Raw genomic sequence first — 23,666 nt, 5'->3', positions numbered from 1 at the left:
CCGCGAGTTCTCTTCCCGGTCCGACGCGATCCGGCCCGGGTGGGAACGGATCGTGCGAGTCGCGGATGGACCGAACAGGAGGGCGGGATCATGCGAGCCGTGGGCGAACCGGACGGGAAGCGGGATCGTGCGGGTGGGTTCTCCTCCCGGTCCGACGCGATCCGGCGAGGAACGCTCCGGTGAGGGACGACGAGGCCAGGCGGCGGATGGCGGGCGAACGCGTCGCACGGCTGGCCACGGTGAGCGGTGACGGGACACCGCATCTGGTGCCGGTCACGTTCGCCGTGGACGGCGACCGGGTGATGACCGCCATCGACCACAAGCCGAAGACCACGACCGACCTGCGACGCCTGCGCGACATCCGGGAGAACGCCCGGGTGTGCGTCCTCGCCGATCACTACGACGACGACTGGACCCGGCTGTGGTGGGTGCGCGCCGACGGCGAGGCGACCGTCCTGGACACCGGTGCCGTGCGGGCCGCGGCCATAACGGCGCTCGCCGGGAGATATTCCCAGTACCGGGAGCGCGCTCCCGAGGGGCCGGTGATCCTGATCGAGGTGACTCGCTGGTCCGGATGGTCGTACTCCGGGAACTGACGGACGGTTCGCCCGCGCGAGGAGGGACGCGGCGACGGCGACGACCCTTGATCGCGCGGGGCCTCGCGAACCGGCGGTCACTTCTACGGCCGTACGGGGTCTCGTGAACCGCCGGTCACCTCGACGGCCGTACGAGGTCCATGAACCGGCGGTCACCTTCACGGCCATACGAGGTCCGTGAACCGGCGGTCACCTTCACGGCCGCTCGTCGGCGCCGCGCGGGCGCCGGGAGGCGTCGATGTTCGCCAGCAGCTCGAGGGCGCGGGCCTCGCCCGGCGCGTGGCCGGTCTCCCGGTGCACCGCGAGGGCCTGCTCGGCGTCGCGTCCGGCCCGCTCGGTGTCGTGGCGTCCGTGGTGGGCGCGTGACCGCGCGGTCAGGGCCTGGCCCTCGTGCATCCGGTATCCGGCGCCGCGCGCGATGACCAGCGCCAGGTCGGCGTGCCGCAGGGCCGCGTCGTGCTCGCCGAGAGAGGTCGAGCGGGCCGCGAGCCCCAGCAGCGCCTTCATCTCGGGGTATCTGGTGCCCGCCGCGCGGGCCGTCCGCAGCGCCTCCTCCTGATGCCGCCCGGCGGCCACGAGGTCGCCGAGGTGCTGGTGAACGGTGCCGAGCGTGTTGAGCGCGTCCGCCACCAGGCGCCGATGGCCGGTCTGCCACGACGCGTCCAGCGCCGTCCCGGCGAGGTCGAGCGCCTCCGCGAGCCGTCCGGCGTCGCGGTGGACCGCGGCGAGGTTGCGCATGGTGTCGGCCTCGTTCCCGCGGTTGCCCACCTGCCGGTGCAGCGCGAGCGCCGCGACGAGGTCCTCGCGGGCGGCGTCCAGCCGTCCCAGGGCGTGCTTCGCCTCGCCCAGCGCGGCGAGGTTGTTCGCCTCGCTGCCGCGGTGCCCGAGGCGGCGGCTCATGGCCAGCGACGCCTCAAGGCAGTCGGCCGCCTCGCGCAGGCGGCCCATCTCGAGGTAGACGCAGCCCAGGTTGCCGAGGTTGACGTTCTGCCCGCCCTCGAGTCCCAGCTCGCGGTTGAGTTCGAGCGACAGCCGCAGGTCGTCGCTCGCCTGGGCCAGCATCCCGAGGTCGGCGTGGGTGGCGCCCAGGTTGCCGAGGACGGCGATCTGGCCCTCGCGCCAGCCGCTGCGCCGGGCCAGCTCGAGGGCGAGCGTGTAGTACCGGAGGGCCTGGCGCTGCCGTCCCTGGAAACCGTGCAGGCCGGCCAGGCTGAGCCGCAGCATGGTCTGCGCCCTCAGATTCCCCGCGCTCTCGGCGGCGGCGAGCCCCGCCTCCACCACGGTCGCCCAGTCGACGGCGCTGTGGCGGAGGAAGAAGTATCCGCGAAGCGTGTCCGCGATGAGCCAGGCCAGCTCGTGCGGCCCGTGCGCGGCGGTGAACGTGACGGCCGCCACCAGGTTGGCCACCTCGCCGTCCAGCCAGGCGGACGCCGCCGCGTGGTCGTCGAAGCCGCCGGGCGACGGCGCGACCTCGGCGGGCGGCAGCTCCAGGCGCATGAACTGCGGGTACAGCAGCCGGGCGGCGACATCCGAGGTGGCCAGGTAGTGCCGGTGCAGGCGGGTGAGCGCCGCCCGGCGCAGGTCCTCGGTCTCCTCGCTCTCCGCGTACTCCGCCGCGCACAGCCGCAGCAGGTCGTGCTGGGCGAACCGGCCGGGTGCCGGCTCGTCCACCAGATGCGCCGACGTCAGGACGCCCACCAGCCCGGCGGCCTCCGCCGGTGTGGTGTCCAGCAGCGCCGCCATCGCCGGCACGGTGGCGTCGGGCCCGGTGACGAGCCCGAGCAGCCGGAAGAGCCGCCGCGCCGGGACGGGCAGGACGGCGTACGACAGCTGGAAGGCGGCCCTGACCGCCGACTCGGGGTCACCGGGAACCTGGAGGGCGCTGAGCCTGTTGCCCTCGCGCAGTTCCCTGCCGTACTCCGCCAGCGTCCGGTGCCGGCTGCCGAGGAGGTTGGCGGCGGCGATCCGCAGGGCCAGCGGGAGGTGCCCGCAGAGCGTGGCGAGATCGAGCGCGGCCGAGGGTTCGGCGCGCAGCCGGGCGGAACCGAGCAGGCGGTTCAGGAGGGTGTGTGACTCCCGGGCGGTCAGCACGTCCAGGACCACCCGGTGCGCCCCGTCGCGCGCGACGAGCCCGCCGAGGGCGTCCCTGCTGGTGATGACGGCGACCGAGCCGGTGTCTCCCGGCAGCAGCGGCCTGACCTGGTCGGGGCCTGCGGCGTTGTCCAGCAGGACGAGCACGCGCCTGCCCGACAGCAGGGTCCGGTAGAGCGCGGCGGCCTCCTCCTGGTCGGAGGGTACCTGGTCGGGCGGCACGCCCAGCGAGTGCAGGAACCGCGACAGCACGTCGATCGGGCGCAACGGGCCGTCGGCCGCGTACCCGCGCAGGTTCACGTGCAGCTGCCCGTCGGCGAACCGGTGCCGTACGCGGTGTGCCCAGTGCACCGCGAGGGCGGTCTTGCCGACCCCCGCCGTTCCCGTGATCACCGCGATCGTCGGATTCTCCTCGGATCTCCCCAGCAGCCTGTCCAGCTGCCGCAGCGGTGCCACGCGCCCCGCGAACGCGGGTACCGCGGCGGGCAGCTGGGCGGGAACCGCCACCGCCCCCGAGGACGGTGCCGCCTGCGGGGCGGCCGGGACGCCGAGGGGCGCCGACTGGCGGCGGCGAAGGATGTCCAGGTGCGCCGCGCGCAACTCGGTGCCCGGCTCGACGTTCAGCTCACCGGCGAGCCTGGCGCGGATGTCGGCGAACAGGCGCAGCGCCGCGACCTGCTCGCCGCAGCCCGCGAGCGCCGTCATGAGCCGGGCGGCGAGCCCCTCGTGCAGGGGTTCGTCGTTCACGAGCGGCCACAGTGACGCGGCGACGCGCCGGTGGTCGGCCTCACCGTCCGCGGCGTCGGCGTAGCCGAGCGCCGCCTCGACACGGCGACGGGACGCCGCCACCGCGGCGGGGTGGTCGCGGAGCGCGCCGGGCGACCCGGCCAGTACGGGGCCGCGCCAGCATCCCAGCGCCTCGGCCAGCAGGTCCCGCGCCCCGGCGCGGTCTCCCGCGGCCCGCGCCCGTTCGGCCTCGGCGCGCAGCGCGTCGAACCTGCCGAGGTCGAGTCGCCCGTCGGCCACGTCGAGGACGTACCCGTCCGGCGTGCGGAGGATCGTCCGCGCCGCCTCCCCGGCCGCCCGCGAGGGCTCCAGCGAGCTCCGCAGCCGGCCGACGTAGACCTGGATCAGGTTGCCGCACGTCCGCGGCGGGTTGTGCTCCCACAGCACGTCGACGATCTCCCCGGTCGAGACGGGCTGCCCCGGCCGCAGCGCCAGGAGCCCGAGCAGCGCGCGGGGCATGGCCGAACCGACCTCCAGCGCGGCGCCGCCCCGCCGCACCGACAGCGCGCCCAGCACGCCGATCCACAGGTCGTTCCCGCCGTCCGGGCCGTTCCCGCCGCCCGCGCGGTCCAGTGGGTCGCGGGCGGCCGGTTCCCGATCGGCGAGCTCGAAGGCGGCCAGCAGCCCGGCCCGCTCGGCGTCACGGATCGGCAGGGCGGCGACCAGACGCTCCAGGGAGGTGCGGTGCGGGCGGGCGACCCTGCCCCGCTCGATGTCGCGGATCGTGCGGACGCTCACCCCCGCCCGGACCGCGAGGTCACGCTGACTCCATCCGGCGGCGGCCCGCCGGCTCCGAAGCGCCTCTCCCGCCGAAACCTGTACCGATCGTCTCTGCATGACTGCGCGTCTCTCCCGTCGCACATCCGCCGATCACGCGTATTGCTGCCGGAGTTCCTGCCGGTTCTGCCGCTCGCCCACCCTCGCCCGCCCGCCCGGTGGCGGAGTACGGCCTGCTCGGCGTGGTGCCGGTCGGCTCGCGGATTTGTTAAGAATCTTTGCAGTAAAGCACACGGTGCCCCTCTCTAACGTCGTCGTCGAGGACAGCGGCTCGCACAGGCGGGAGAGAACCGTGGGGTATGTCGCGATCGCGTGCGGTGTCGTGCAGGCCGTCGTGTTCGTCGCCGCCGTGGCGGGCAAGGCGCGTGACGCGGAGGCGTTCCGCGCGTTCGCCCGCTCCCTGGTGGAGACGCGGCTGGTCGCACCCCGATGGCGTACGGGCGTCGCCACCGGGGTGATCCTCGCGGAGGTGTCGGCGGTGCTGCTGCTCGCCACACCGGGCGCGGCGGCCCCCGGCTTCGCCGTCGCCGCCGCGCTCTGCGCGGTCCTCACCGGCGGGGTCGCGGCGACCCTCCTGCGCCGGGTGCGGGCGTCCTGCCTGTGCTTCGGCGCCCGGTCGAGTCCGATGGGGTGGCCCCACCTGGTCCGCAACGCGCTCCTGACGGCCGTCGCCGTCCTCGGTCACGCGGCCGTGACCGTGGCCGCGGTTCCGTCCGCGATCCGCGTGGAGGGCGCCGCGGTGGCCGTCCTCGCGGGGCTGGCCGGGGCGCTCCTGCTCATCCGGTTCGACGATCTCGTGCACATCTTCCAGCCGCCCGGCTCTCCGGCCGGCCCTCCAGACAGGAGCGTGCTCCGATGACGTACCTCGTCGCCGCCGTCGTTCTCTGCTTGACGCTGACGGTGCTCAATCTCGTCGTGCTGCTGGGGGTCGTCGCGCGGCTGCGCCTCCTCGGCGCGGCCCGGCCCCCCGGGTACGGGCACAGTCACGGCCACGGGCACGGCCGCGGAGAGACGCCCGCACCGGTGCTGCCGCCCGGCGCCACACCGGCGGAGTTCACGGCGACCGCCCTCGACGGGGTGCCCGTCGACGGGCGAGGCGCCCGCCTGGTCGGATTCTTCACACCCCAGTGCTCGCTCTGCCACGAGCGGCTGCCGCAGGTGATCGAGTACGCCGAGCGCGGCGGGTTCCGGCGCGAGGACGTGCTGGCGGTGGTGATCGGCGATCCTGAGGAGACGAGCGAGCTCGCGGCCCGGCTCGGACCGGTGGCGCGCGTCGTCGTCGAGGAGATCGACGGCCCGGTGTACCGGGCGTTCGCGGTGAACGGCCTGCCCGCGATGTACCTGATGGACGACCGGGGCGCGGTCCGCGCGTCGGGCACCGACCTGACCGGCTTCCCGGTCGTCACACCGGCGTGAGCGCGGCCCAGGACCCGGTTCGGAGGAGCGGGGCGGCCACGGCTCCGGGCAGCGGTGGTGATCCGGTTCGGAGTATCGGCGTGAGTGCGGCCCAGGACCCGGCTCGGGGGAGTGGGGCGGCCACGGCTCCGGGCAGCGGTGGTGATCCGGTTCGGAGTATCGGCGTGAGCCGGTCCACGGGTGGAACCCCGAGCCCGCCTCCGGGCGACGGGAACCCGGTCCAGGGCGCCGGCGGGGGCGCGGGCACCAACCCGGCCCCGGGGGTGCGCGCCGGACTCGGGCACGCGCGCCGGGCGGCGGCGCTGGCCTGGACGAGCGGTCGCGGGCACGTGGTGGGGCAGGTCGTGCTCGCCTGCGCCGCGGGACTGGTGCCCGTCCTGACGGCCTGGTTCACCAAACTCGTCCTGGACGGGCTGACCGGTCCCGGCGCCACGGTCTCCGCGCTGCTCCCGTACGCGGTCGCCCTGCTGGTGCTGGGGGCGCTGGCCGGAACCGTGCCGCACCTGGCGGGCTACGCCGAGGCGGAGCTGGAGCGCCGGGTGAACCTGGTGGCCAGGGACCGCCTCTACACGGCCGTCAACCGGCTGCCCGGCCTCGTACGGCTGGAGAACCCGGGCTTCCAGGACAGGCTGCACCTCGCCGAGCAGGCGAGCCGGTCGGGTCCCGGGCGGCTGGTGACGAGCGCTCTCGGTCTCGCGCAGGCGGGCATCGTGATCGGCGGGTTTCTCGCGACCCTCACGACGGTGAGCCCCGTCGCCGCGGGCCTGGTCCTGCTGGCCGTGGTGCCACTCGTCCGCGTGCATCTCGACCTGAGCCGGGAGCAGGCCGCCATGCTCTGGAGCACCGGCCACGGCCAGCGCCGCGAGCTGTTCTTCGCCCGGCTGCTGAGCATGCCGCACGCGGCCAAGGAGGTGCGTCTCTTCGGCCTCGGTGACTTCTTCCGCGACCGCATGCTGGCGGAGCTGCGCGCGGTCAGCGCCGAGCAGCGCCGCGTCGGGCTGCGCCAGCTGCGCGGCCAGGGCACGCTCGCCCTGCTGGCGGCGGCGATCGCGGGCGCCGGGCTGGTGTGGATCATCGGCGAGGCGGTGGCGGGACGGGCCACGGTGGGGGATCTCTCCGTGTTCGTGGCGGCCGTCGCCGGAACGCAGGGCGCGCTGGCCGCCGGGGTGCGGCGCCTCGCCGCGGCACACCAGTCGCTGCTGCTGTTCGACCACTACGAGGCGGTACGCGGGGCCGAGCCGGACCTGCCGCTGCCGTCCCGCCCGATGGCCACCTCCGCCCTCGGCCACGGCGTCGAGCTGCGGGACGTCTGGTTCCGCTACGGGCCCGAGCAGCCGTGGATCCTGCGTGGAGTCACCCTGTCCATCCCGTTCGGGCGGTCGCTCGCGGTCGTCGGCCTCAACGGGGCGGGCAAGAGCACCCTGGTCAAGCTCCTGTGCCGCTTCCACGACCCCGAGCGGGGATCCATCCTGTGGGACGGCGTCGACCTGCGTGACCTGGACCCGGCGGCGCTGCGCGAGCGCGTCGGGGCCGTGTTCCAGGACTTCGGCGAGTACGACCTGAGCGTCGCGGAGAACATCGCCGTCGGGGACCTCTCCGCGCTCGGCGACCGCCCGCGTGTCGAGGCGGCGGCCGTCCGGGCGGGTGCGGACGCGATGATCCGCCGGCTGCCGCACGGGTACGACACGTTGCTGACCAAGGTGTTCTTCCGCGGCTCCACCGGCGACGAGGAGCAGGCCGGGGTGACCCTGTCCGGCGGGCAGTGGCAGCGGGTGGCCCTGGCCCGCGCCCTGCTGCGGGACCGGTGCGACCTCATGATCCTCGACGAGCCCAGCTCGGGGCTCGACCCGCACGCCGAGCACGAGGTGCACACCATCCTGCGCGAGCACCGGACCGGCCGGACCACACTGCTGATCTCGCATCGGCTGAGCGCCGTCCGCGACGCGGACGTGATCGCCGTCCTCGCCGACGGGCGGATCGCGGAACTCGGCGGCCACGACGAGCTGGTACGCGCGGGCGGCCGGTACGCGGAGCTCTTCGAGATCCAGGCGCGCGGGTACGCCACGGTGGTCGCCCCGTCACCGCGCCTCCCTCGGCGGGACCGCCCGCCGGCCGCACCCGTGACGGTGGAGGGCGTTCGGTGACCGCGCCTTCCTCGGCGGGACCGCCGTGGCGTACCCGTGCGGGCGGAGGGCGTCCGGTGGCCGCGTTTCCTGGGGGTGCCGGGTGACCGCGCTCGTGCCGGGGGTGTGCGCGGCGGCCCTCCTCGTGCTCGTTCTGGTTTTGCTGGTGCTGCGGCGGCACTTCCTCACGGTCACCGTCAGCGGCCGGAGCATGGAACCCACGCTGCGCGACGGCGATCGCGTCCTGGTGCGCAGGGCGGGCATCCGCGCGGTGCGCGCCGGAGCGCTCGCGGTGATGGCCGCGCCCGCCGAGATGGGGCGGGACTGGATGGTCAAGCGGGTGGTCGCGGTGCCCGGCGACCCGGTGCCGCACCGGGAGGTCCCGGCCCTGTCCGCCACCCGTGACCGCGTCGTACCCGCCGATCGCCTCGTCGTCGTCGGTGACAACCTCGCGATCAGCCTCGACTCGCGCAGGTTCGGCTACGTACACGCCCGGCAACTGCTCGGCGTGGTCGTCCGCCACCTGCCACCGTCTCCGAGCCGGCACCTCGCCGGCCGGTGAGTGAAAAGGGAGAACAGCAATGATCAAGTTCGCGCAGCGGGCCGGAGAGCGGCTCCTCACCCACCTTCTGCCCAGCACCACCGCCGGGGCGATCTGCATTCCCCAGACCTACTGCAGCCACTGCGGGGGCGGCTGGTACAAGCGTCACTGGATCTTCGCCGACTGCTCCTCCGACTACACCGCCTGCGGAGACTGCTGACGGAACGCGGGAAGCGGGATACCGGGGGCTGGGCGGCGGTGAGCCGTCCAGCCCCTCCCGGCGTGTTCCCGCGGGCCACGTGAGCGGGCTCCGGCGCGGGACGCGCGCCACGGTCTCCGAGGAGGTCGTCGCGCTCGCGGCGCCGACCGGATTCGGAACGAGCCAACAAAGGCGCCGCGCTGCCGTAGCGCGAGGTGTGGTTAACAGTATAGAAATACGACACATCTTCGTTTAAGGCTTGACGTAAGCCCGGCGGCGAGAGCGCTCTCTCGACATCCCGGTGACGTCACGCCGCCCGTTCTCGATAGGCAGGTCGATGAGAACAGCTCGTGACCAGGATGTACGCGCGACCTCGCGCGCACGCAGAGGCATCTCCTTAGCCCGTCTCCTCGCGCTGGCCGCCTCCATTGGACCAACGATGTCTGGAACCAGGTGTTCTCCGGCGTGGTGGGCGCTCCTCCGCAGGGCTTCCCGAACCCGCCCTACACGACGCTGCCCACCAGCCCCGTGACGCGGGAGAAGCCCTTCCTGTACATCGACGACGCGGGCGCCTACCGGGTCTTCGTCCCGGCCCTGCGCCACAACACCTCGGGCACGACCTGGTCCGACGGCCGGCAGCAGCAGGGATCGTCGCTGCCGATCCGCGACTTCTTCATCGCGAAGCCGACCGACAGCGCGTCCAGGATCAACCAGCAGCTGTCGCGCGGCAAGCACCTCCTGCTCACCCCGGGCGTCTACCACCTCGACCGGGCGCTGCGCGTCAAGCACAAGAACACGGTCGTGCTCGGCCTGGGCATGCCGAGCCTGGCCCCCGACACCGGCGACGCGGCACTGCGGATCGAGGACGTCGACGGCGTCCGGATCGCGGGCGTGCTCGTCGACGCCGGGCGCCGCGAGTCCGAGACGCTCGTCGAGGTCGGCGACCGCCACAGCCACCGGGACCACTCCAGGAACCCGATCTCGCTGCAGGACGTCTTCTTCCGCATCGGCGGACCCTGGGTGGGCAAGGCGAAGACGAGTCTCGTGATCAACAGCGACGACACGCTCATCGACAACATCTGGGCATGGCGCGGGGACCACGGCAACGGGATCGGCTGGACGCAGAACACGGCCGACACGGGCGTCGTGGTCAACGGCGACGACGTGACGGCGTACGGCCTGTTCGTCGAGCACTACCAGAAGTACCAGACGATCTGGAACGGCGAGAGAGGCCGGACGATCTTCTACCAGAGCGAGATCCCCTACGACCCGCCGAGCCAGGCCGCCTGGAACAGCCCGACCGGTAAGGGCTGGGCCTCCTACAAGGTCGACCGCAGGGTGCGGAACCACGAGGCGTGGGGCATGGGCGTCTACTCCTACTTCAACCAGGGCGTGGACATCCGCGCGGACCGCGGGATCGAGGTCCCGAAGACGCCGGGGCCAAGTTCCACAACATGGTGACGGTCTTCCTCGACAGCAGCGGCGGCATCGAACGGACGATCAACGACGTGGGCACCCCCGTCGTCGGGTCGTACGGGACGAGCAACGTCGTCAGCTACCCCTGACCTGACCTGACCCGTTCCAGGAACGCGGTGCGCCGGCCCGGAGTCCTCCGGGCCGGCGCACGTCATCTCTCCTGCGTGGGGGACACGTCCTTCCGCGGCCCGCGCAGCAGGAACCACAGGAGCGAGGCCTGGACCAGCCCGGCGACGGTGAGCAGCAGCAGGTGCGTGCCGTCGGGAACGGCCTCCCCGGGGATCATCATCACCAGCCACGAGAGCGGCAGGGTCACCAGGATCAACATGACCGCCGACAGGCCCTGGTTCTCCGGTCGGCGCATGCCGACCAAGACGACGACGAGGCCGGCGATGACGAGCAGGACGTAGAGGCTGCTGACGACGAAGGCGAGGGTGCCCCGCCTGTACCGGGACACCGGGCGGAACACACTGCGAATTGATGCCATGACTTTGACTCTGCCCCAGGATCGCCATCGAGACCTCGGGACGAATACCTGACCTGTCCCGGTACGGATACTCAGCGCCGACGGAGCGGGCGTTGCCTGTTCCTCGCGTACCGGCTGTGGCCGCGGAAGTAGCCCGGATCGCCTCGGCGGGGCGTACGGGGCGGGGGCCTTTTGCAGGATCACGGAAATACTTGGGGGAACGCCTGATTCCGGCGGCATGAAAGTCCTTCGGGCCCAGCGGGTAGGGGGCCGTCCCGGCTCCAGAACGGCTGATCGCTCAGCCCAGAAGCTCCGGAGGCGGCGGGGGAGTCATGACGCGGACAAATCCCAGCCTCGCGCTGGGCGGCATCGCCCGATGGTTCACCCCGTCAGTGATGGAGTCGCATCCGCCCAGTTCCGCACGCAGACGGATCTCGCCGACGCCTTCCTGCCTGATGAGCCAGAGTTCCCAGAACGTGGGCGCGGGGCACCGTCTGGTCCCGTTCGGTGCCCCGCTTTTCCTGATCTCCGCTATGAGGATGTGCGCGACATGACCGGAAACCACGCGGGAGCCCACCAGCGTGGCCTGCTCCATGCCCGTGTGCGTGTGGTAGGCGCAGGCTCTGACAACGGCCGGTGCGCCGGTGAGATCCAGCAAGGTTCGCTCTGGATTGTCCGGTAAGGCGAGCGTCGGGGGACAGTCGTACGGCTCCCCGGTCAACGAGTGCGACATGGTCACGTCCAGCTGTGTACGGGTCCGGAAGTGGACGTAAGCATCTGACGAACCGTGACTTCTGTCCATGCTCGGCCGGGCACGCGGGGTGGCCGGTCGTCCTCGGGCGGATCGTAGGAAGGCCGGGCGCTCACCCGTTCAGGTCCTCCTGGGACGGCATGTACAGCGGTGAGGTGCGACCCGAGGCGCCTTCGATCAGGTCCGGGTATCAGCGCTGGTCAGGGTCGCTCCGCCACGTCTCGAATTGGAGGGCGGGCGAATCCGCGGATTCCTGGAACTGCTTCGCCCTGTTCACGCAGTCGGGGCAGATGGGTTCCTCAACCGATCTGGCCGTCGCCTCCGGTGTCGGCTCGCGGAGGCCGCCCAACACCGTCATGCCGGGAGGAAGAGCGGTCTCGGGGTCGATCGTGATCGTCGTGACGCTCGCGGGGATGAAACCGAAGGTGCGCTTGCATACGTAGCATCTGCCGATTGTCGTAATCTGCTCATCTGCCATATGGCGTCTGTCCTCCTCCACAGCACCGTACATCCTGGCCGGTTTCCTCAGATGTGACGCCGCCTCTCGTGCGCGTGCAGGCGGTCGACAGAGATCGCTTGACGGCGGGTGAACTCCGCGCGGACCGCACGACCTCTCCTGTCATTCGTGACCCCTCCTGTCACTCATGGACTCCCTGTCACTCGTGGGCTCCGGTATCGCACGGGTGATCACCCCGGAGGCTCGTCGTTTCCGGGTGCTTCCTGATCGGGCGCTGTTCGTGTTCCCCGGGGGGTTATGGTGATCCGATGTCGGACTTTTCCCCGCGGGACACGCGGTTGCGCCGTTACTGGGACCGGCAGGCCGACTCCTACGACCGGCGGATGGCGCTGGCCGAGCACCGCTTCTTCGCCGACACCCGTCCCTGGCTGTGTGGGCAGGCGGTCGGCGACGTGCTGGAGGTGGCGGTCGGCACCGGTCTGAACCTCGCCCACTACCCCGACGACGTGCGGCTCACCGGTGTGGAGTGGAGCGCCTCGATGCTGGCGATGGCCCGGCGTCGAGCCGGCGACCTCGGCCGGACGGTCGATCTGCGGCAGGACGACGCGCGGGCGCTGAGCTTCGCCGACGGGCGTTTCGACACGGTCGTGTGCACGTTCGCGATGTGCGGGTTCCCCGACGAGCGGGTGGTGCTCGCCGAGATGTCACGGGTCCTGCGGCCGGGCGGGTTGTTGCTCCTGGCCGACCACGTGGCGTCGTCGGCCTGGCCGGTCCGGGTGCTGCAGGGGCTGGTGGACGCGGTCACCGTACCGCTGTCCGGGGAGCACTACCGCCGCCGGCCGGTGCGCCGGGTGCGCGCGATGGGATTCACCGTCGAGCGTCACGAGCGCTTCAAGCTCGGAGTCATCGAGCGGTTCGCGGCCAGAAAACCCGGCGGCGCCGACGTCTGATCGCGAGCGGCCGGTGACGTCTGACGGTGAGTGGCCGGTGGGCTCTGACCATGGATGACCGGTGGGGCCTGATCGTGAGTGACCGGTGAGGTCTGACCGCGAGTGACCCGTGGGGTCCAGGCGCGAGACCCTTCTCCACGGCACCGGCGTCCGGCCGGCCCGCTCGTCAGCGGATGAGAACCGGGGCGAGCGACCGGAGGGTGTCCAGACACCCCTGCACACTGTCGGCCAGAGGCTGGACGCACACGTGGTCGGCTCCGGCCTCGTGGTGAGCGCGGACCCGCTCGGAGATCGTCTCGGGGTCACCCCAGCAGACGATCGCGTCGACGAGAGCGTCGCTGCCGCCGTCGACGAGATCGGCGTCGGGCCAGCCGAGCGTGCGCAGATGGTTCAGATAGTTGGGCAGCTTCAGGTAGAACGCCATGTAGTCCCGGGCGATCGTCCGGGCCCGGTCGGCGTCGGTCTCCAGGACCACCGCCTGCTCGGGAACGAGCAACAGGTCGGGGCCGATGGTCTCCCGGGCCATGGCGGTGTGCTCGGGGGTGACGAAGTAGGTGTGCGCGCCGTGAGAGCGCTCGGCGGCCATTCGCAGCATCTTCGTCCGCAGCGCGGCGAGTACCCGGGCCGGCGGCTCGGGCAGGGGCGCGTCGTAGGGCGCCCGGTCCATGGCGTCGAGGTACGCGCGCATGGTCTCGGTAGGTCGCCCGTACTCATGTCCGCGGATGGTGACCAGCGGGGCGTGGCTCACGCCGAGGCCGAGGACGAAGCGACCCGACGACATCTCGGCCAGGGCGTTCGCCCCGGCGACCGCGGCGGCCGCGTCCCGCCCGTAGATGTTGGCGATACCGGTGGCGACCATGAGCTTCCGGGTGCCGGAGAGCAGGATCGCGGAGTTGACCAGGGACTCCTTGCCGCCGGGAACCTCGGCGATCCAGAGGGCCCCGTAACCGAGATCCTCGATGGCCGCGGCGACCCCGCGGCTCGTGGCGGCCGATTCCCCGCCCAGGAGCGAGAGCCACACGCCGACCTTGCCCAGGCGCTGCTTGAGTATGGGCAGGTCGACCACTGGGATACGTCGCTTCTGCATGGCGGGCCTTTCCGGAGAGCCTGGCTGAGGCGGTCGTCGTGCTGACCGGGGAGCCCGCCTTCGGCAGCGCGCCTCGTGCTTCCATGGTTGTTGAACACCCGTCCCCGGTGCCGGTCACGATCAGAGCCTTCCTGACCACGGGTGCGGGAGAACTCCCTCAGCACGCCGACTTATCCGATTCCAGACCGAACCTGTTGTCTTTCCACGGAGTGAGCAAGGGATTCCAACGTCATGACGTGGAGCGGAGTGGCCTGTGTCGCGTCCGGAATCGAGGGGAGCGAGGGACACCACGACTTCCGGCTGTCCGCGCTCGATCGAGGGTCGCGTTGCTCTGACCACGTTCGCTCGTGAGCTTTGGCGCTCAGCCAGACCGCGCGTCCCCAGCGGGCGTCGGCCGGTGGATTGTGCGCGTCCGGATGAGGAGGTGGGTCGATGCACGAGATCTTTCCGCCGGGCGTCACCCAGGCGGGTCCGATACCTGCCGGGCCGACACGGTCGACTACAAGGCCAGCAGCATGGAGATGAGCACGAAAGCGGCGAAGAGGGCGACGATGATGCCCAGGCCGAACAGGAAGCCGGACCCTCCGCGCCTTTTCGCGTTGGGGCCGCCAAGGTCGATCACGACGGTTTTGGCAATCACGTCATGGAGGCATCGGCGGTTCGAATCGCCGAATATCCACATCATGTCGACCAGATTGAGCAGCACCCCGATATACGGCACCGACGTCATGGCAGGGTGGACAAGAGCGCGGATTCCCGCATTACGGAGGCTCGGTGGTTCTCCGGTCGCGCTGGACACCACCTTCAAGCGGAAGAGTCGCTTGCCGAGCGTCTGGCCCCACAGCGCGTGCTGTACCCAGAAGTAGACGGTGAAGAGGGCGGTGACCGCGACTTCGATCGGCCAGTTGGGATTCCCCGCGTAGGGGTTGAGATAACGGATGAGGGCCGATTCCTCAGACACCTCGACATCTTCAAGCAGTGAATAAACCGGCGAGATCGCTATGAGACAGATCAGGCCGTCGATAAGGGAGGCCGCAAAACGGTAACGCCTAGCGGCGAGAGTCGGTGTTGCCGGAACTTGGGGGGCGATCGTCATGCCAGTCAGTGTGCCGGACAATTCTGACATGCGAGACCAAGGTGGCGGAAGGTTACGGGGCGGTGCGTTGGCCGGGTACGGCGAGTGCATGTTGCGGCTGCGGCCCGAGACGCCGTCTGCCGGGACCGGTGCCCACGTCATACGTCCGACGCGAGCGAGGATGGGCCATACGACGGCGCGGAGTGCCGCCTTCTTGATTGGAAAGGAGAGGCCGATCCGCACACGTTCCGGATTCTGAAAGTGCTTTTCCCGAGACCAACGGCAGGCGGTCTCCGCTCAAGGCCGGCGAAAGTACCGGCCGATGTCAGGCAACCTCATCACGAACCACCATTTGACGCTCTGCAGTCTCTGTCGCCTGCTCAACCAAGTCGGTAGACGGGGATGCGGGACGAAGATCCACACATCGGGAACGCGGGCTTGGCCCGCTTCTCCCGTCTCTCCGGTCATGACGGTGGACGTTCGGCGTACGCCACAATGAAGGAGATGTCCCCTGATCCTCTTGCGCGAGCCACCGCATCTCTTCACGGACTTGCTTTGGGCGACGCCTTCGGTTCCCAGTTCTTCGTCCCGGCCAACCGCCACGCCCTGTCCGACCACCTGCTTCCGCCCGCCCCCTGGCAGTGGACCGATGACACCGAGATGGCGTGTTCCGTCTACCGCGTCCTGGCCGATCACGGCGTCATCGACCAGGATCGGCTCGCCGCCGGCTTCGCCACCCGTCACGACTTCGACCGCGGGTACGGCCCGGCCACCAACCGGATGCTCCGCCTCGTCCGCGAAGGCGGTGACTGGCGGACGCTCTCGACCGAGCTGTTCGACGGCAAGGGCTCGTGGGGCAACGGCGCCGCGATGCGGGTGGCGCCGCTCGGAGCCTGGTTCGCCGATGATCTCGCGCAGGTCGTCCACCAGGCCGCCCTGTCGGCGCGGGTCACCCACGCCCACCCCGAAGCGGTGGCCGGCGCGATAGCCGTGGCCGTGGCCGCGGCGACGGCCGCCACGGAGCCCGATCTCCCGTCAGGGCGTTTCCTGGACAGGATCACAGAGCACGTGCCCGCGAGCATGGTCCGCGACGGCATCGCCGAGGCCCGGAGACTCCTCACCATCAGTGATCCCGCCCTCGCCGCCACGATGCTGGGCAACGGGCGGCAGGTCAGCGCGCACGACACGGTGCCCTTCACCCTCTGGGTCGCCGCTTGCGAACGCCGGGACTTCGAAGCGGCCATGTGGACCACCGCGGCAGCGGGTGGTGACGTCGACACCACCTGTGCGATCGTCGGCGGCATCGTCGCGGCCTCCGGGAGCGCCCGCCCGCCTGCGGAGTGGAGAAGGCGATGCGAGCCGCTACCGGACTGGGCAGGCGCCCCGTCCCTCGGCCGCGAGCCGGGCGCCTCAGACGTAGGGCTGGAGCGCCGGGGGAGCGGTGATCGATCCTGATCCCGTGGGAAGGCACTGGAAAGGATCAGCCGCAAACGATCAGTGCCAGCCGTGGACAGCCGCCCTGTCCTCGCTGCTGGGATCGTCGGCCGTGTCGGGCGCCGGCAGGTCGGGCTGGCGGCGCAGGGCCGGCCAGTCTGTGGCGGGAACGTATGCGGACGGCCGGGGCGCCGCCGTCATTTTCTCCGGCCGGGCATGCAGGACGGGGTCGAAGACGTCCCGGATCGGCCAGAACCGTAGCAGCACATGCTCGGTCTGCGGATCCTCATAGAACTCGTGGCCTTTGCCCCAGACAGACGGGACCCGGTAGGTGCGCAGGCCGTACAGGAAGTACGAAGGCCCCAGCAGCAGCCGGTCGGGCCACGCCTCGCTTCCCACACTGACGATTCCCGAACCGGTGAGGTAGGCGTTCTCCCCGGTCAGCACCCAAGGAGCGTCGGCCGCCGGTGGTTCGGCATCCCAGACCTCCACGCGTACATCAGCTCTACCGTGAGTGATGTCGCATTCGATGTCCAGGTGGTTCGACACCCTCAGGTGTGGATGGGAGATCGCGAAATCGTCCAGATGCGGCTCAAAGTCCCCCACGTGGAAGCGTCCGTACTCGACGTCGTCCTCATAGTTGATCCTCCGCAGCACCTCTGCCACCGGTCGTCCTCCCGACGAGTGCAAGCCCATAGGAGAACCGACGGTAAACCTCAGGACCGACAGAAGATCATCCCACGCATATCCACATGGCCGGACTCGTCGAACGAGCTGCACGATCACCATGTACGCGGTCTCGGTTTGAGCATACGCAGCACGGACGGTTTAACTCCCCGAAGGAAGGTCCACCCGTAGATTGTCCCGCCGCGCCACCGCGGTCTCCTCCAGGTCCATGTCTGCGGATGCCTGAATCACAGTACTCGTCAGGTGTGTCCTCCTTGATCATGAGTTACACCGTTTTTCTACAGTCCCGGCGAAGGTAGATGATGCGGGCCAAGGCATGCAGCCCTTGATGCAGATCAGTTCGGCCACGCTGGCATAGATCGACGCCCTGTCCGCGTCCTTGCTTGGTGACATCGCGAGGAGGACAGGTGGATCCAGGATTTGAGGCGGACTTCAGGGAGTTCGTCATCGATCGATCAGGGGCGCTGTTCCGTACCGCGTACTTGCTGACCGGTGACCGGCACGCCGCTGAGGACTTGATGCAGTCGGCGTTGGCGAAGACAGCGATGAAGTGGCGCGGCCTGCACGACCCCGCGGCCATCGAGGGTTACGTCCGCCGTGTCATGTACCACGAGCAGGTGAGCTGGTGGCGGCGCCGTTCCCGCGTCGCGGAAGTGTCCACCGGATGGCTGCCCGAACAGATCGGCGACGGGCACGCCGAGATGGTGGATCTTCGTCTGGTGATGCGGGCGGCTCTTGCCCGGCTGACACCCCGGCAGCGGACCATGCTCGTGCTGCGCTACTTCGAAGACCTGTCCGAGACCGAGATCGCGCGGCTGCTCGGTGTCAGGGTGGGGTCCGTGCGTAGCCAGATTTACCGGTCGTTGGAGCGTCTGAAGAAGGCCGCACCTGAACTGAGCACCGTGAGGGAGTTCGGATGAACATCGAGGATCTGCTGCGCGAAACCCTTTCCGACATGGCCCATGAGGAGCAGCCATCCCCACCGGGCCGATTCTTCCAGGTCAACCGGGGTCGATCCCGTCGGCGCAGCCTCTCCCTGGTGGCGGCGGCCGCCGTAACCGTGATGGCGGTCGGATCTACACTCGTGGTCCAGGGGCTGTCCTCTCGGGCGACGGCCCCCAAGGACTTCACCGGGCAGGGCTCCGGCGAGACTCTTGCAAAGACCGAGCAGAGACAGACCACCCTGACCGTGAAAGAAGGACTGCGGCTCGCGCAGATCTTGAAGCAGTTGTCGACCGCCACCGGCAGACCGCTCGTGGAGTTCGAGCGGGCCGCCAAGGACGGCAGGGCGCTCGGCCTTCCGGCCTACGCCAAGGGGGCGCTGGAGGGATTCGCCTTCCCCGCGACCTATGAGGTCTCGCCCACATCGAGCCCCGACGAACTCCTCGCCGCGATGGTGACACGCTTCAATCGCGTCGCCGAGAACAGCAACCTGGTGGACGGCGCCAGGCGTGTCGGCCGTACGCCACTGGAGATCATGACCATCGCCAGCATCGTCCAGGCCGAGTCGACCAACAGGCGCGACATGCCCAAGATCGCGCGGGTCATCTACAACCGGCTGAACCACACGCCCGAGATGAGGCTGCAAGTGGCCAGCCCGACCATGTACGCCATGAACAAGTTCGGCATCAAGGCCTCGAACGAGGATCTCAAGAGCCGGTCGCGGTACAACACCTATGCGCGCCTCGGCCTGCCGCCCGGTCCCATCTGCAACCCGGGCGCCGACGCCATCGAGGCCGCCCTGAAGCCGGCCGCCGGGTCCTGGCTGTACTTCGTGACGACCGATCCGGAGAAGGGCATCACGAAGTTCGCCGACTCCGAATCCGAGTTCATCAAGCTGGTCGAGGAACGCAAGAACGAGGAACGCAAGAAGAACCACAGGACCGGGTGATGGAGCGGCGCGCCGCAGTCCTCGATTCACCGATCGGGCACACTCCCTCTCCTCGTACCTCCAGCGGGTCACGGCGACGCTCGGTCTGTGCGGCTGCCGCCGCATCCCTCGCGTCGCCAACGTCGTTCAGGCGGCGTGGCTCGGTGCGGCGGGTCGCATGGGGACGGCGGGTGCTGGGTGCGGCGCGCGGCCCTGAGTGAACCGCGCCGGGGTACATCAAGCTCCGCGGGGCGAAGTCCGGCGGTGAGATCGACCGGCGTTCGGCGGTCAACCCGGCTCAGGCCCGTGAGCCGCTGACCGCGGTGACCTACGTGGGCCGGTCGCGGGGTGGAGGTGATGCTCAGGGTCTACGCCAAGTGCATCGACGGCCGGCGCGAGGTGGCGAACCAAAGAATCTTGGCCGCGCTCGTCACATGACACGGATCATGCGCCGTGGAAGGACCCCGGGACACCTCGGGGTCCTTCGCCGTTCCGGCCCCGGAATCGCTCCCCGGGACTCCGGAATCCTCGGTCTCACCTGGGAAAACGGGGCCGGACCCATTCCGCGTATGGTCCGCGACCGGTGGCATACGGCCGCTTTCTGCCGCCTGAGGGGGTCGGGTCACGGACAAGCAAAAGACCAGGTCAGCGCGTGGATGACCTGGTCTCGGCTGTGCACCCTGCAGGATTCGAACCTGCGACCGTCGGATTAGAAGTCCGATGCTCTATCCAGCTGAGCTAAGGGTGCTCCCGCTCAATTGTGCATGATCCGGGGAGTGCCCACGTATCGGTTTTGGGTTGGTGTCGTGAGGATCACTCTGTGGATTCCCCGTCCTTCGGAGGGAGTGAACGCTCACCCGCTCCGGTCCAGGTGGGTGGTGGCCCTTCGGGGTGGCGGAACCGCGACGGTGGAGGATTCTTCCGTCCGGTTGACCTGGTCGTTCTCCCGCCGGGCGTGGCGGGGGCGGGGGCCGGGTGTTCGAAGGGGGTAGGAGGGCTTCCGGATGGGCCTTCCGGTGGGAGCGGTCTGCCCGAATCGTTCTCCTGGAGGAGCGGGGCGGTCTAGGCTCGTATGCCATGTTCGTCGCCACGGTCCAAGAGGAGATTCCCCTTCTGGGCGGTGATGTCACCGACGGGGTGGTGCGGGTCGGGGACACCGTCCGACGGCCCAGCAGGGCCTCCACGGGTTCGGTACACGCGCTCCTGCGTCACCTGGAGCACTCCGGGTTCGAGGGCGCCCCTCGGGCGCTGGGGGTGGACGAGCGGGGCAGGGAGATCCTGAGCTATGTCGAGGGGGAGTCCGCTGCCAGGCCGCTGCCCTCGTACGCGCTCACCGGGGAGTCCCTGGCCGCGCTGGCGCGGCTGTTGCGCGGGTTCCACGACGCGGCCGAGGGTTTCGTCCCGCCGCGGGGGGCCGTCTGGGAGGCCGGGTCCAACGACGACGCGGCACCGAGGCTGATCGGGCACTGCGACGTCAACCTCGACAATGTGATCTTTCGTGACGGGCTCCCCGCCGCGCTGATCGACTTCGACATGGCCCGGCCGACGACCCGGCTGTTCGACGTGGTGACCACGCTGCGTCACTGGGCGCCGATCGCCGATCCCGTCGATCTGGAGCCGCGCCAGCGCCGCCTCGACGTCGGCCCCCGGCTCCGCCTGTTCTGTGACGCGTACGGTCTGGCGCCCCGTGACCGCCGCCGCCTGCTGGATCTCGCCCGGCTCCGCTTCGACCGCTCGTACCACGCGATGCGGGTCAAGGCCGAGGGGCAGGGAGAGAGCGGCGGATGGGCCCGGATGTGGGCCGGTGGGGCGGGGGAGCGCATCCGGCGGGCCCGCGTGTGGCTGGAGACCCACCAGGATGAGCTTCATGAGCATCTCGTTTAGGCGGTTGGCGGCCACGGTCAGGGGAAGGCGGCCGGGGGTGGCCGAGGGGGTGGGGATGCTCGCCGGGGTCGCGATCGACGCCGTGCTCGCCGATCCCCGGCGCGGGCACCCGGTCGCGCTGTTCGGCACCGTCGCCGCCGGGGTGGAGAAGCGGGTGTACGGCGACGACCGGGCTCGGGGCGTCCTCCACGTGGCCCTGTGTGTCGTTCCGGTGGCGCTGCTCGGCCACGTCGCGACCCGGCCGGGCAACCCGGTGGTGCGGGCGGTGCTGAGCGCGGCGGCGACGTGGGCGGTCATCGGCGGTACGACGCTGGGCCGCGAGGGCGCGGCCATGGCCGGATTCCTGGAGGACGGCGATCTCGCGGGGGCGCGGGGGCGGCTGCCGCACCTGTGCGGGCGCGACCCGTCCGGGCTCGGGGAGTCCGGGCTCGCCAGGGCCACCGTCGAGTCGATCGCGGAGAACACTTCGGACGCGGTGGTGGCGCCGCTGTTCTGGGGGGCGGTGGCCGGGGTACCCGGCCTGCTCGCGTACCGGGCCGTCAACACGCTGGACGCGATGGTGGGCCACCGGAACGCGCGCTACGAGCGCTTCGGGTGGGCCGCGGCCCGCCTCGACGACGTCGCCAACTTCGTGCCCGCCCGGATCACCGGACTGCTCACCGCGCTCGGCGCCCCCCTGATCGGGGGTTCGGCGCGGCGGGCGGCGGCGGTGCTGCGCAGGGACGGCCACCGCCACCCCAGCCCCAACGCGGGCCGTTGCGAGGCCGCCTTCGCGGGGGCGCTGGACCTCACGCTGGGCGGGGTCAACGTGTATGGCACCCGAGTGGAGCACCGGCCGGAGATGGGCGACGGCCCCGGGCCCTCGGTCGCGGACATCCGCCGGGCCGTACGGCTGGCGCGGGCGGTGGGCTTCGGGGCCGCGGCCCTGGCGGTCCTGGCGATCCTGCGGCGCCGGTAGGCCGTCCCAAAAGGGCGCGAAGGGCTCAAGGGCAGGAGGGCTGGGCGACGGACGCCGGGTACCGGGGGAACCAACCAGGGGAGATCAAAGAGCCGGTGGAGGGGCAAAGGAGCATGCCAGGGGATCAAAAGGTCAGGGGCGAAGGAGCATGCGGGAAGGGCCAAGGGGGCCGGGTGGGTTGGCGCTGAGGCCGTTCGGGAGTCCGGGTGGGCGGTGTGGCCGCCGGAACGGCATGCTGTCGGCATGATGGTTGATTCCCCCGGAGAACCGGCTGTGGTTCTGATCTGTCCTGATGTCACGTGCTGTGCCGGGTTCACCGCTCCCCGGGCCGGAGCGAAGGCGTGAAGGGGGCGCTGCTGGTCGCGGGGACGACCTCCGACGCGGGCAAGAGCGTCGTCACCGCCGGGATCTGCCGCTGGCTGGCCAGGCAGGGGGTGAAGGTCGCGCCGTACAAGGCGCAGAACATGTCGCTCAACTCCTTCGTCACCGCCGACGGCGCCGAGATCGGCCGGGCCCAGGCGATGCAGGCCGCCGCGTGCGGGCTGGAACCCAGTGCGGACATGAACCCGATCCTGCTCAAGCCGGGCAGCGACCGGCGCAGTCAGGTCGTGGTGATGGGCAGGCCGATGGCCGAGGTCGACGCGATGGAGTACTGGGACGTCAAGGAGCGGCTCCGCCAGGTCGCGGTGGACGCGTTGGAGCGGCTGCGGGGCGCGTACGACGTGGTGGTCTGCGAGGGGGCGGGCAGTCCGGCGGAGATCAACCTGCGCAGGGGCGACATCGCCAACATGGGCCTGGCCCGTGCCGCGAACCTGCCGGTCATCGTGGTCGGCGACATCGACAGGGGCGGGGTCTTCGCCGCGCTGTACGGGACGGTGGCGCTGCTGGAGCCCGCCGACCAGGCGCTGATCGCCGGATTCGTGATCAACAAGTTCCGGGGGGCGCCCGAGATCCTCGAACCGGGGCTCGACATGATCAGGGAGCTGACCGGCCGCGAGGTGTACGGGGTGCTGCCCTGGCTGGACGGCCTCTGGCTGGACGTCGAGGACTCCCTGGCCCTGGACAACCGGCCCGCGATCGGGACGCGCGCCCCGTACGGCAGGCAGACCCTGCGGGTGGCGGTGGTGCGGCTGCCGCGGATCTCCAACTTCACGGACGTGGACGCGCTGGCCTCGGAGCCGGGGGTGGCGGTCCGCTTCGTGACCTCCCCCGGCGAGCTGGACGACGCCGACCTGGTGGTGCTGCCCGGCTCCCGGGCCACGGTCTCCGACCTGGCGTGGCTCCGCGCCACCGGCCTGGCCGCGGCCCTGCCGGGGCGGGCGGTGCTGGGCATCTGCGGCGGTTACCAGATGCTTGCCAGGACCATTCGCGACGACGTCGAGTCGGGGGCGGGCCTGGTCGAGGGGCTGGGGCTGCTGCCCGCGTCGGTGGAGTTCGCCGCGGACAAGACGCTGGGCCGCCCGGTCGGCGCCGCGTACGGCTGCCGGGTCTCCGCGTACGAGATCCACCACGGCGTGGTGACGGCCGACGGAGGCGAGCCCTTCCTGGACGGCTGCCGTGACGGCTCGGTGTGGGGTACCACCTGGCACGGCGCCCTGGAGAACGACGGTTTCCGCCGGGCCTTCCTCGCCGACGTGGCCGCCGTCTCCGGCCGTGACTTCACCCCGGCGCCGGACGTGTCGTTCGCCGCCCTGAGGGAGGAGAGGCTGGACGCTCTCGGCGACCTGATCGAGCGGAACGTCGACACCGGCGCCCTGCTCCGGCTGCTGGAGGACGGGGCGCCCCGGGGGCTGCCGTCGCTGCCGCCCGGCGGGGGTTCGCGCGAGGCTCCGGACTTCTCCACCGGTTGAACCGGCGGACCGGCTCGACCAGCGGACCAGTGGGCCGGTGGGCCGGTGAATCGGTGAATCGGTGTTCCCTCCGCCGGTCGAGCCGGTCGAGCCGGTCGAGGGGAGTGGTTTCTCGCCTTCCGGGATCGAAGGCCGACGAATCGCCCCAGCCGACGAAAAAGAGAAAGTTTCTCCGCCGGGTAAACTCGATAT

General features: G+C 70.8%; 21 protein-coding genes and 1 tRNA gene. 14 read left to right on the top strand and 8 right to left on the bottom strand.

All coding sequences use genetic code 11. The features are described 5' to 3' along the window. The first annotated feature begins 179 nt into the window (after positions 1–179). Positions 180–596 carry a TIGR03668 family PPOX class F420-dependent oxidoreductase gene (locus OG587_RS42750; protein WP_329084562.1) on the top strand — a complete coding sequence of 139 codons (417 nt, stop codon included), beginning with the start codon at positions 180–182 and terminating at the stop codon, positions 594–596. 195 nt (positions 597–791) lie between these two features. On the opposite strand, the gene OG587_RS42745 is transcribed toward OG587_RS42750, so the two are convergent. Beyond that, positions 792–4,310 carry a BTAD domain-containing putative transcriptional regulator gene (locus OG587_RS42745; protein WP_329084561.1) on the bottom strand — a complete coding sequence of 1,173 codons (3,519 nt, stop codon included), beginning with the start codon at positions 4,308–4,310 and terminating at the stop codon, positions 792–794. A gap of 175 nt (positions 4,311–4,485) precedes the next feature. Between OG587_RS42745 and OG587_RS42740 the strand changes: the two genes are divergently transcribed. From OG587_RS42740 to OG587_RS42715, 6 genes are all read left to right on the top strand, one after another. Further along, positions 4,486–5,109 (top strand): MauE/DoxX family redox-associated membrane protein, encoded by a 624-nt coding sequence (locus OG587_RS42740; protein WP_329084560.1) that lies wholly within the window; start codon positions 4,486–4,488, stop codon positions 5,107–5,109. After that, a complete protein-coding gene (locus tag OG587_RS42735; protein WP_329084559.1) occupies positions 5,106–5,666 on the top strand; it encodes a hypothetical protein in 561 nt (186 codons plus the stop codon). The genes OG587_RS42740 and OG587_RS42735 overlap by 4 nt, the downstream gene beginning before the upstream one ends. Before the next feature lie 164 nt (positions 5,667–5,830). Continuing rightward, positions 5,831–7,810: an ABC transporter ATP-binding protein gene (locus OG587_RS42730; protein ID WP_329084558.1), complete on the top strand. Its 1,980-nt coding sequence runs from the start codon at positions 5,831–5,833 to the stop codon at positions 7,808–7,810. Between the two features lie 82 nt (positions 7,811–7,892). Continuing rightward, positions 7,893–8,351, top strand: a complete 459-nt coding sequence (lepB, locus tag OG587_RS42725) for a signal peptidase I (protein WP_329084557.1) — start codon at positions 7,893–7,895, stop codon at positions 8,349–8,351. 19 nt (positions 8,352–8,370) lie between these two features. Next, complete coding sequence (locus OG587_RS42720) at positions 8,371–8,550, top strand: hypothetical protein (protein WP_329084556.1); 180 nt, start codon at positions 8,371–8,373, stop codon at positions 8,548–8,550. 444 nt (positions 8,551–8,994) lie between these two features. After that, positions 8,995–9,990: a hypothetical protein gene (locus OG587_RS42715; protein WP_329084555.1), complete on the top strand. Its 996-nt coding sequence runs from the start codon at positions 8,995–8,997 to the stop codon at positions 9,988–9,990. A gap of 166 nt (positions 9,991–10,156) precedes the next feature. Here the strand turns inward: OG587_RS42715 and OG587_RS42710 are convergent, their stop codons facing one another. From OG587_RS42710 to OG587_RS42700, 3 genes are all read right to left on the bottom strand, one after another. Continuing rightward, on the bottom strand, positions 10,157–10,492 hold the full coding sequence (locus OG587_RS42710) for an SCO4225 family membrane protein (protein WP_329084554.1): 336 nt from the start codon (positions 10,490–10,492) through the stop codon (positions 10,157–10,159). Between the two features lie 277 nt (positions 10,493–10,769). Then, complete coding sequence (locus OG587_RS42705; RefSeq protein WP_329084553.1) at positions 10,770–11,210, bottom strand: hypothetical protein; 441 nt, start codon at positions 11,208–11,210, stop codon at positions 10,770–10,772. Between the two features lie 202 nt (positions 11,211–11,412). Beyond that, the gene (locus OG587_RS42700) at positions 11,413–11,700 is read right to left on the bottom strand and encodes a hypothetical protein (protein ID WP_329084552.1); all 288 of its coding nucleotides are present in this window, start codon (positions 11,698–11,700) and stop codon (positions 11,413–11,415) included. A gap of 287 nt (positions 11,701–11,987) precedes the next feature. Between OG587_RS42700 and OG587_RS42695 the strand changes: the two genes are divergently transcribed. Next, on the top strand, positions 11,988–12,629 hold the full coding sequence (locus tag OG587_RS42695) for a class I SAM-dependent methyltransferase (RefSeq protein ID WP_329084551.1): 642 nt from the start codon (positions 11,988–11,990) through the stop codon (positions 12,627–12,629). A 166-nt stretch (positions 12,630–12,795) separates the two neighbouring features. Here the strand turns inward: OG587_RS42695 and OG587_RS42690 are convergent, their stop codons facing one another. Continuing rightward, positions 12,796–13,716 carry a TIGR03620 family F420-dependent LLM class oxidoreductase gene (locus tag OG587_RS42690; protein WP_329084550.1) on the bottom strand — a complete coding sequence of 307 codons (921 nt, stop codon included), beginning with the start codon at positions 13,714–13,716 and terminating at the stop codon, positions 12,796–12,798. Between the two features lie 499 nt (positions 13,717–14,215). Then, positions 14,216–14,812: an RDD family protein gene (locus OG587_RS42685; RefSeq protein WP_329084549.1), complete on the bottom strand. Its 597-nt coding sequence runs from the start codon at positions 14,810–14,812 to the stop codon at positions 14,216–14,218. Between the two features lie 483 nt (positions 14,813–15,295). Between OG587_RS42685 and OG587_RS42680 the strand changes: the two genes are divergently transcribed. Next, the gene (locus OG587_RS42680) at positions 15,296–16,246 is read left to right on the top strand and encodes an ADP-ribosylglycohydrolase family protein (protein WP_443075353.1); all 951 of its coding nucleotides are present in this window, start codon (positions 15,296–15,298) and stop codon (positions 16,244–16,246) included. A 39-nt stretch (positions 16,247–16,285) separates the two neighbouring features. Here OG587_RS42680 and OG587_RS42675 read toward each other — a convergent pair whose 3' ends face one another. Then, positions 16,286–16,891, bottom strand: coding sequence for a hypothetical protein (locus tag OG587_RS42675; protein ID WP_329084547.1), 606 nt, complete (start codon positions 16,889–16,891; stop codon positions 16,286–16,288). A gap of 428 nt (positions 16,892–17,319) precedes the next feature. Between OG587_RS42675 and OG587_RS42670 the strand changes: the two genes are divergently transcribed. Both OG587_RS42670 and mltG read left to right on the top strand, forming a co-directional pair. After that, positions 17,320–17,832, top strand: coding sequence for a SigE family RNA polymerase sigma factor (locus OG587_RS42670; protein WP_329084546.1), 513 nt, complete (start codon positions 17,320–17,322; stop codon positions 17,830–17,832). Next, complete coding sequence (gene mltG / locus OG587_RS42665; RefSeq protein ID WP_329084545.1) at positions 17,829–18,803, top strand: endolytic transglycosylase MltG; 975 nt, start codon at positions 17,829–17,831, stop codon at positions 18,801–18,803. Before OG587_RS42670 ends, mltG begins: the two co-directional genes overlap by 4 nt. Before the next feature lie 653 nt (positions 18,804–19,456). Here the strand turns inward: mltG and OG587_RS42660 are convergent. Further along, positions 19,457–19,530, bottom strand: a tRNA-Arg gene (locus OG587_RS42660). Between the two features lie 329 nt (positions 19,531–19,859). Here OG587_RS42660 and OG587_RS42655 point away from each other — a divergent pair. The 3 genes from OG587_RS42655 (at position 19,860) to OG587_RS42645 (ending at position 23,474) form a co-directional block, all read left to right on the top strand. After that, positions 19,860–20,666 carry an aminoglycoside phosphotransferase family protein gene (locus tag OG587_RS42655; RefSeq protein WP_329084544.1) on the top strand — a complete coding sequence of 269 codons (807 nt, stop codon included), beginning with the start codon at positions 19,860–19,862 and terminating at the stop codon, positions 20,664–20,666. Positions 20,667–20,721: 55 nt separating this feature from the next. Beyond that, entirely contained in the window at positions 20,722–21,624 is a 903-nt protein-coding gene (locus OG587_RS42650; RefSeq protein WP_443075649.1) for a cobalamin biosynthesis protein, read from the top strand. Positions 21,625–21,965: 341 nt separating this feature from the next. Further along, entirely contained in the window at positions 21,966–23,474 is a 1,509-nt protein-coding gene (locus tag OG587_RS42645; RefSeq protein WP_329084543.1) for a cobyric acid synthase, read from the top strand. Positions 23,475–23,666 lie beyond the last annotated feature (192 nt).

The sequence above is a fragment of the Streptosporangium sp. NBC_01469 genome, assembly GCF_036227305.1.
In the GTDB taxonomy this organism is placed as follows: Bacteria; Actinomycetota; Actinomycetes; order Streptosporangiales; family Streptosporangiaceae; genus Streptosporangium.
Note: the sequence above shows the minus strand (reverse complement) of the source record. Positions and strands in the feature narration are given on the sequence as shown.

Excerpts from the sequence above, each read along its gene's own strand:
- OG587_RS42690 (WP_329084550.1), bottom strand. The coding sequence starts at position 13,716 with ATGCAGAAGCGACGTATCCCAGTGGTCGACCTGCCCATACTCAAGCAG.
- OG587_RS42720 (WP_329084556.1), top strand. The coding sequence starts at position 8,371 with ATGATCAAGTTCGCGCAGCGGGCCGGAGAGCGGCTCCTCACCCACCTT.
- OG587_RS42680 (WP_443075353.1), top strand. The coding sequence starts at position 15,296 with ATGTCCCCTGATCCTCTTGCGCGAGCCACCGCATCTCTTCACGGACTT.
- mltG (WP_329084545.1), top strand. The coding sequence starts at position 17,829 with ATGAACATCGAGGATCTGCTGCGCGAAACCCTTTCCGACATGGCCCAT.
- OG587_RS42655 (WP_329084544.1), top strand. The coding sequence starts at position 19,860 with ATGTTCGTCGCCACGGTCCAAGAGGAGATTCCCCTTCTGGGCGGTGAT.
- OG587_RS42745 (WP_329084561.1), bottom strand. The coding sequence starts at position 4,310 with ATGCAGAGACGATCGGTACAGGTTTCGGCGGGAGAGGCGCTTCGGAGC.
- OG587_RS42695 (WP_329084551.1), top strand. The coding sequence starts at position 11,988 with ATGTCGGACTTTTCCCCGCGGGACACGCGGTTGCGCCGTTACTGGGAC.
- OG587_RS42650 (WP_443075649.1), top strand. The coding sequence starts at position 20,722 with ATGCTCGCCGGGGTCGCGATCGACGCCGTGCTCGCCGATCCCCGGCGC.
- OG587_RS42700 (WP_329084552.1), bottom strand. The coding sequence starts at position 11,700 with ATGGCAGATGAGCAGATTACGACAATCGGCAGATGCTACGTATGCAAG.
- OG587_RS42685 (WP_329084549.1), bottom strand. The coding sequence starts at position 14,812 with ATGACGATCGCCCCCCAAGTTCCGGCAACACCGACTCTCGCCGCTAGG.
- OG587_RS42710 (WP_329084554.1), bottom strand. The coding sequence starts at position 10,492 with ATGGCATCAATTCGCAGTGTGTTCCGCCCGGTGTCCCGGTACAGGCGG.
- OG587_RS42735 (WP_329084559.1), top strand. The coding sequence starts at position 5,106 with ATGACGTACCTCGTCGCCGCCGTCGTTCTCTGCTTGACGCTGACGGTG.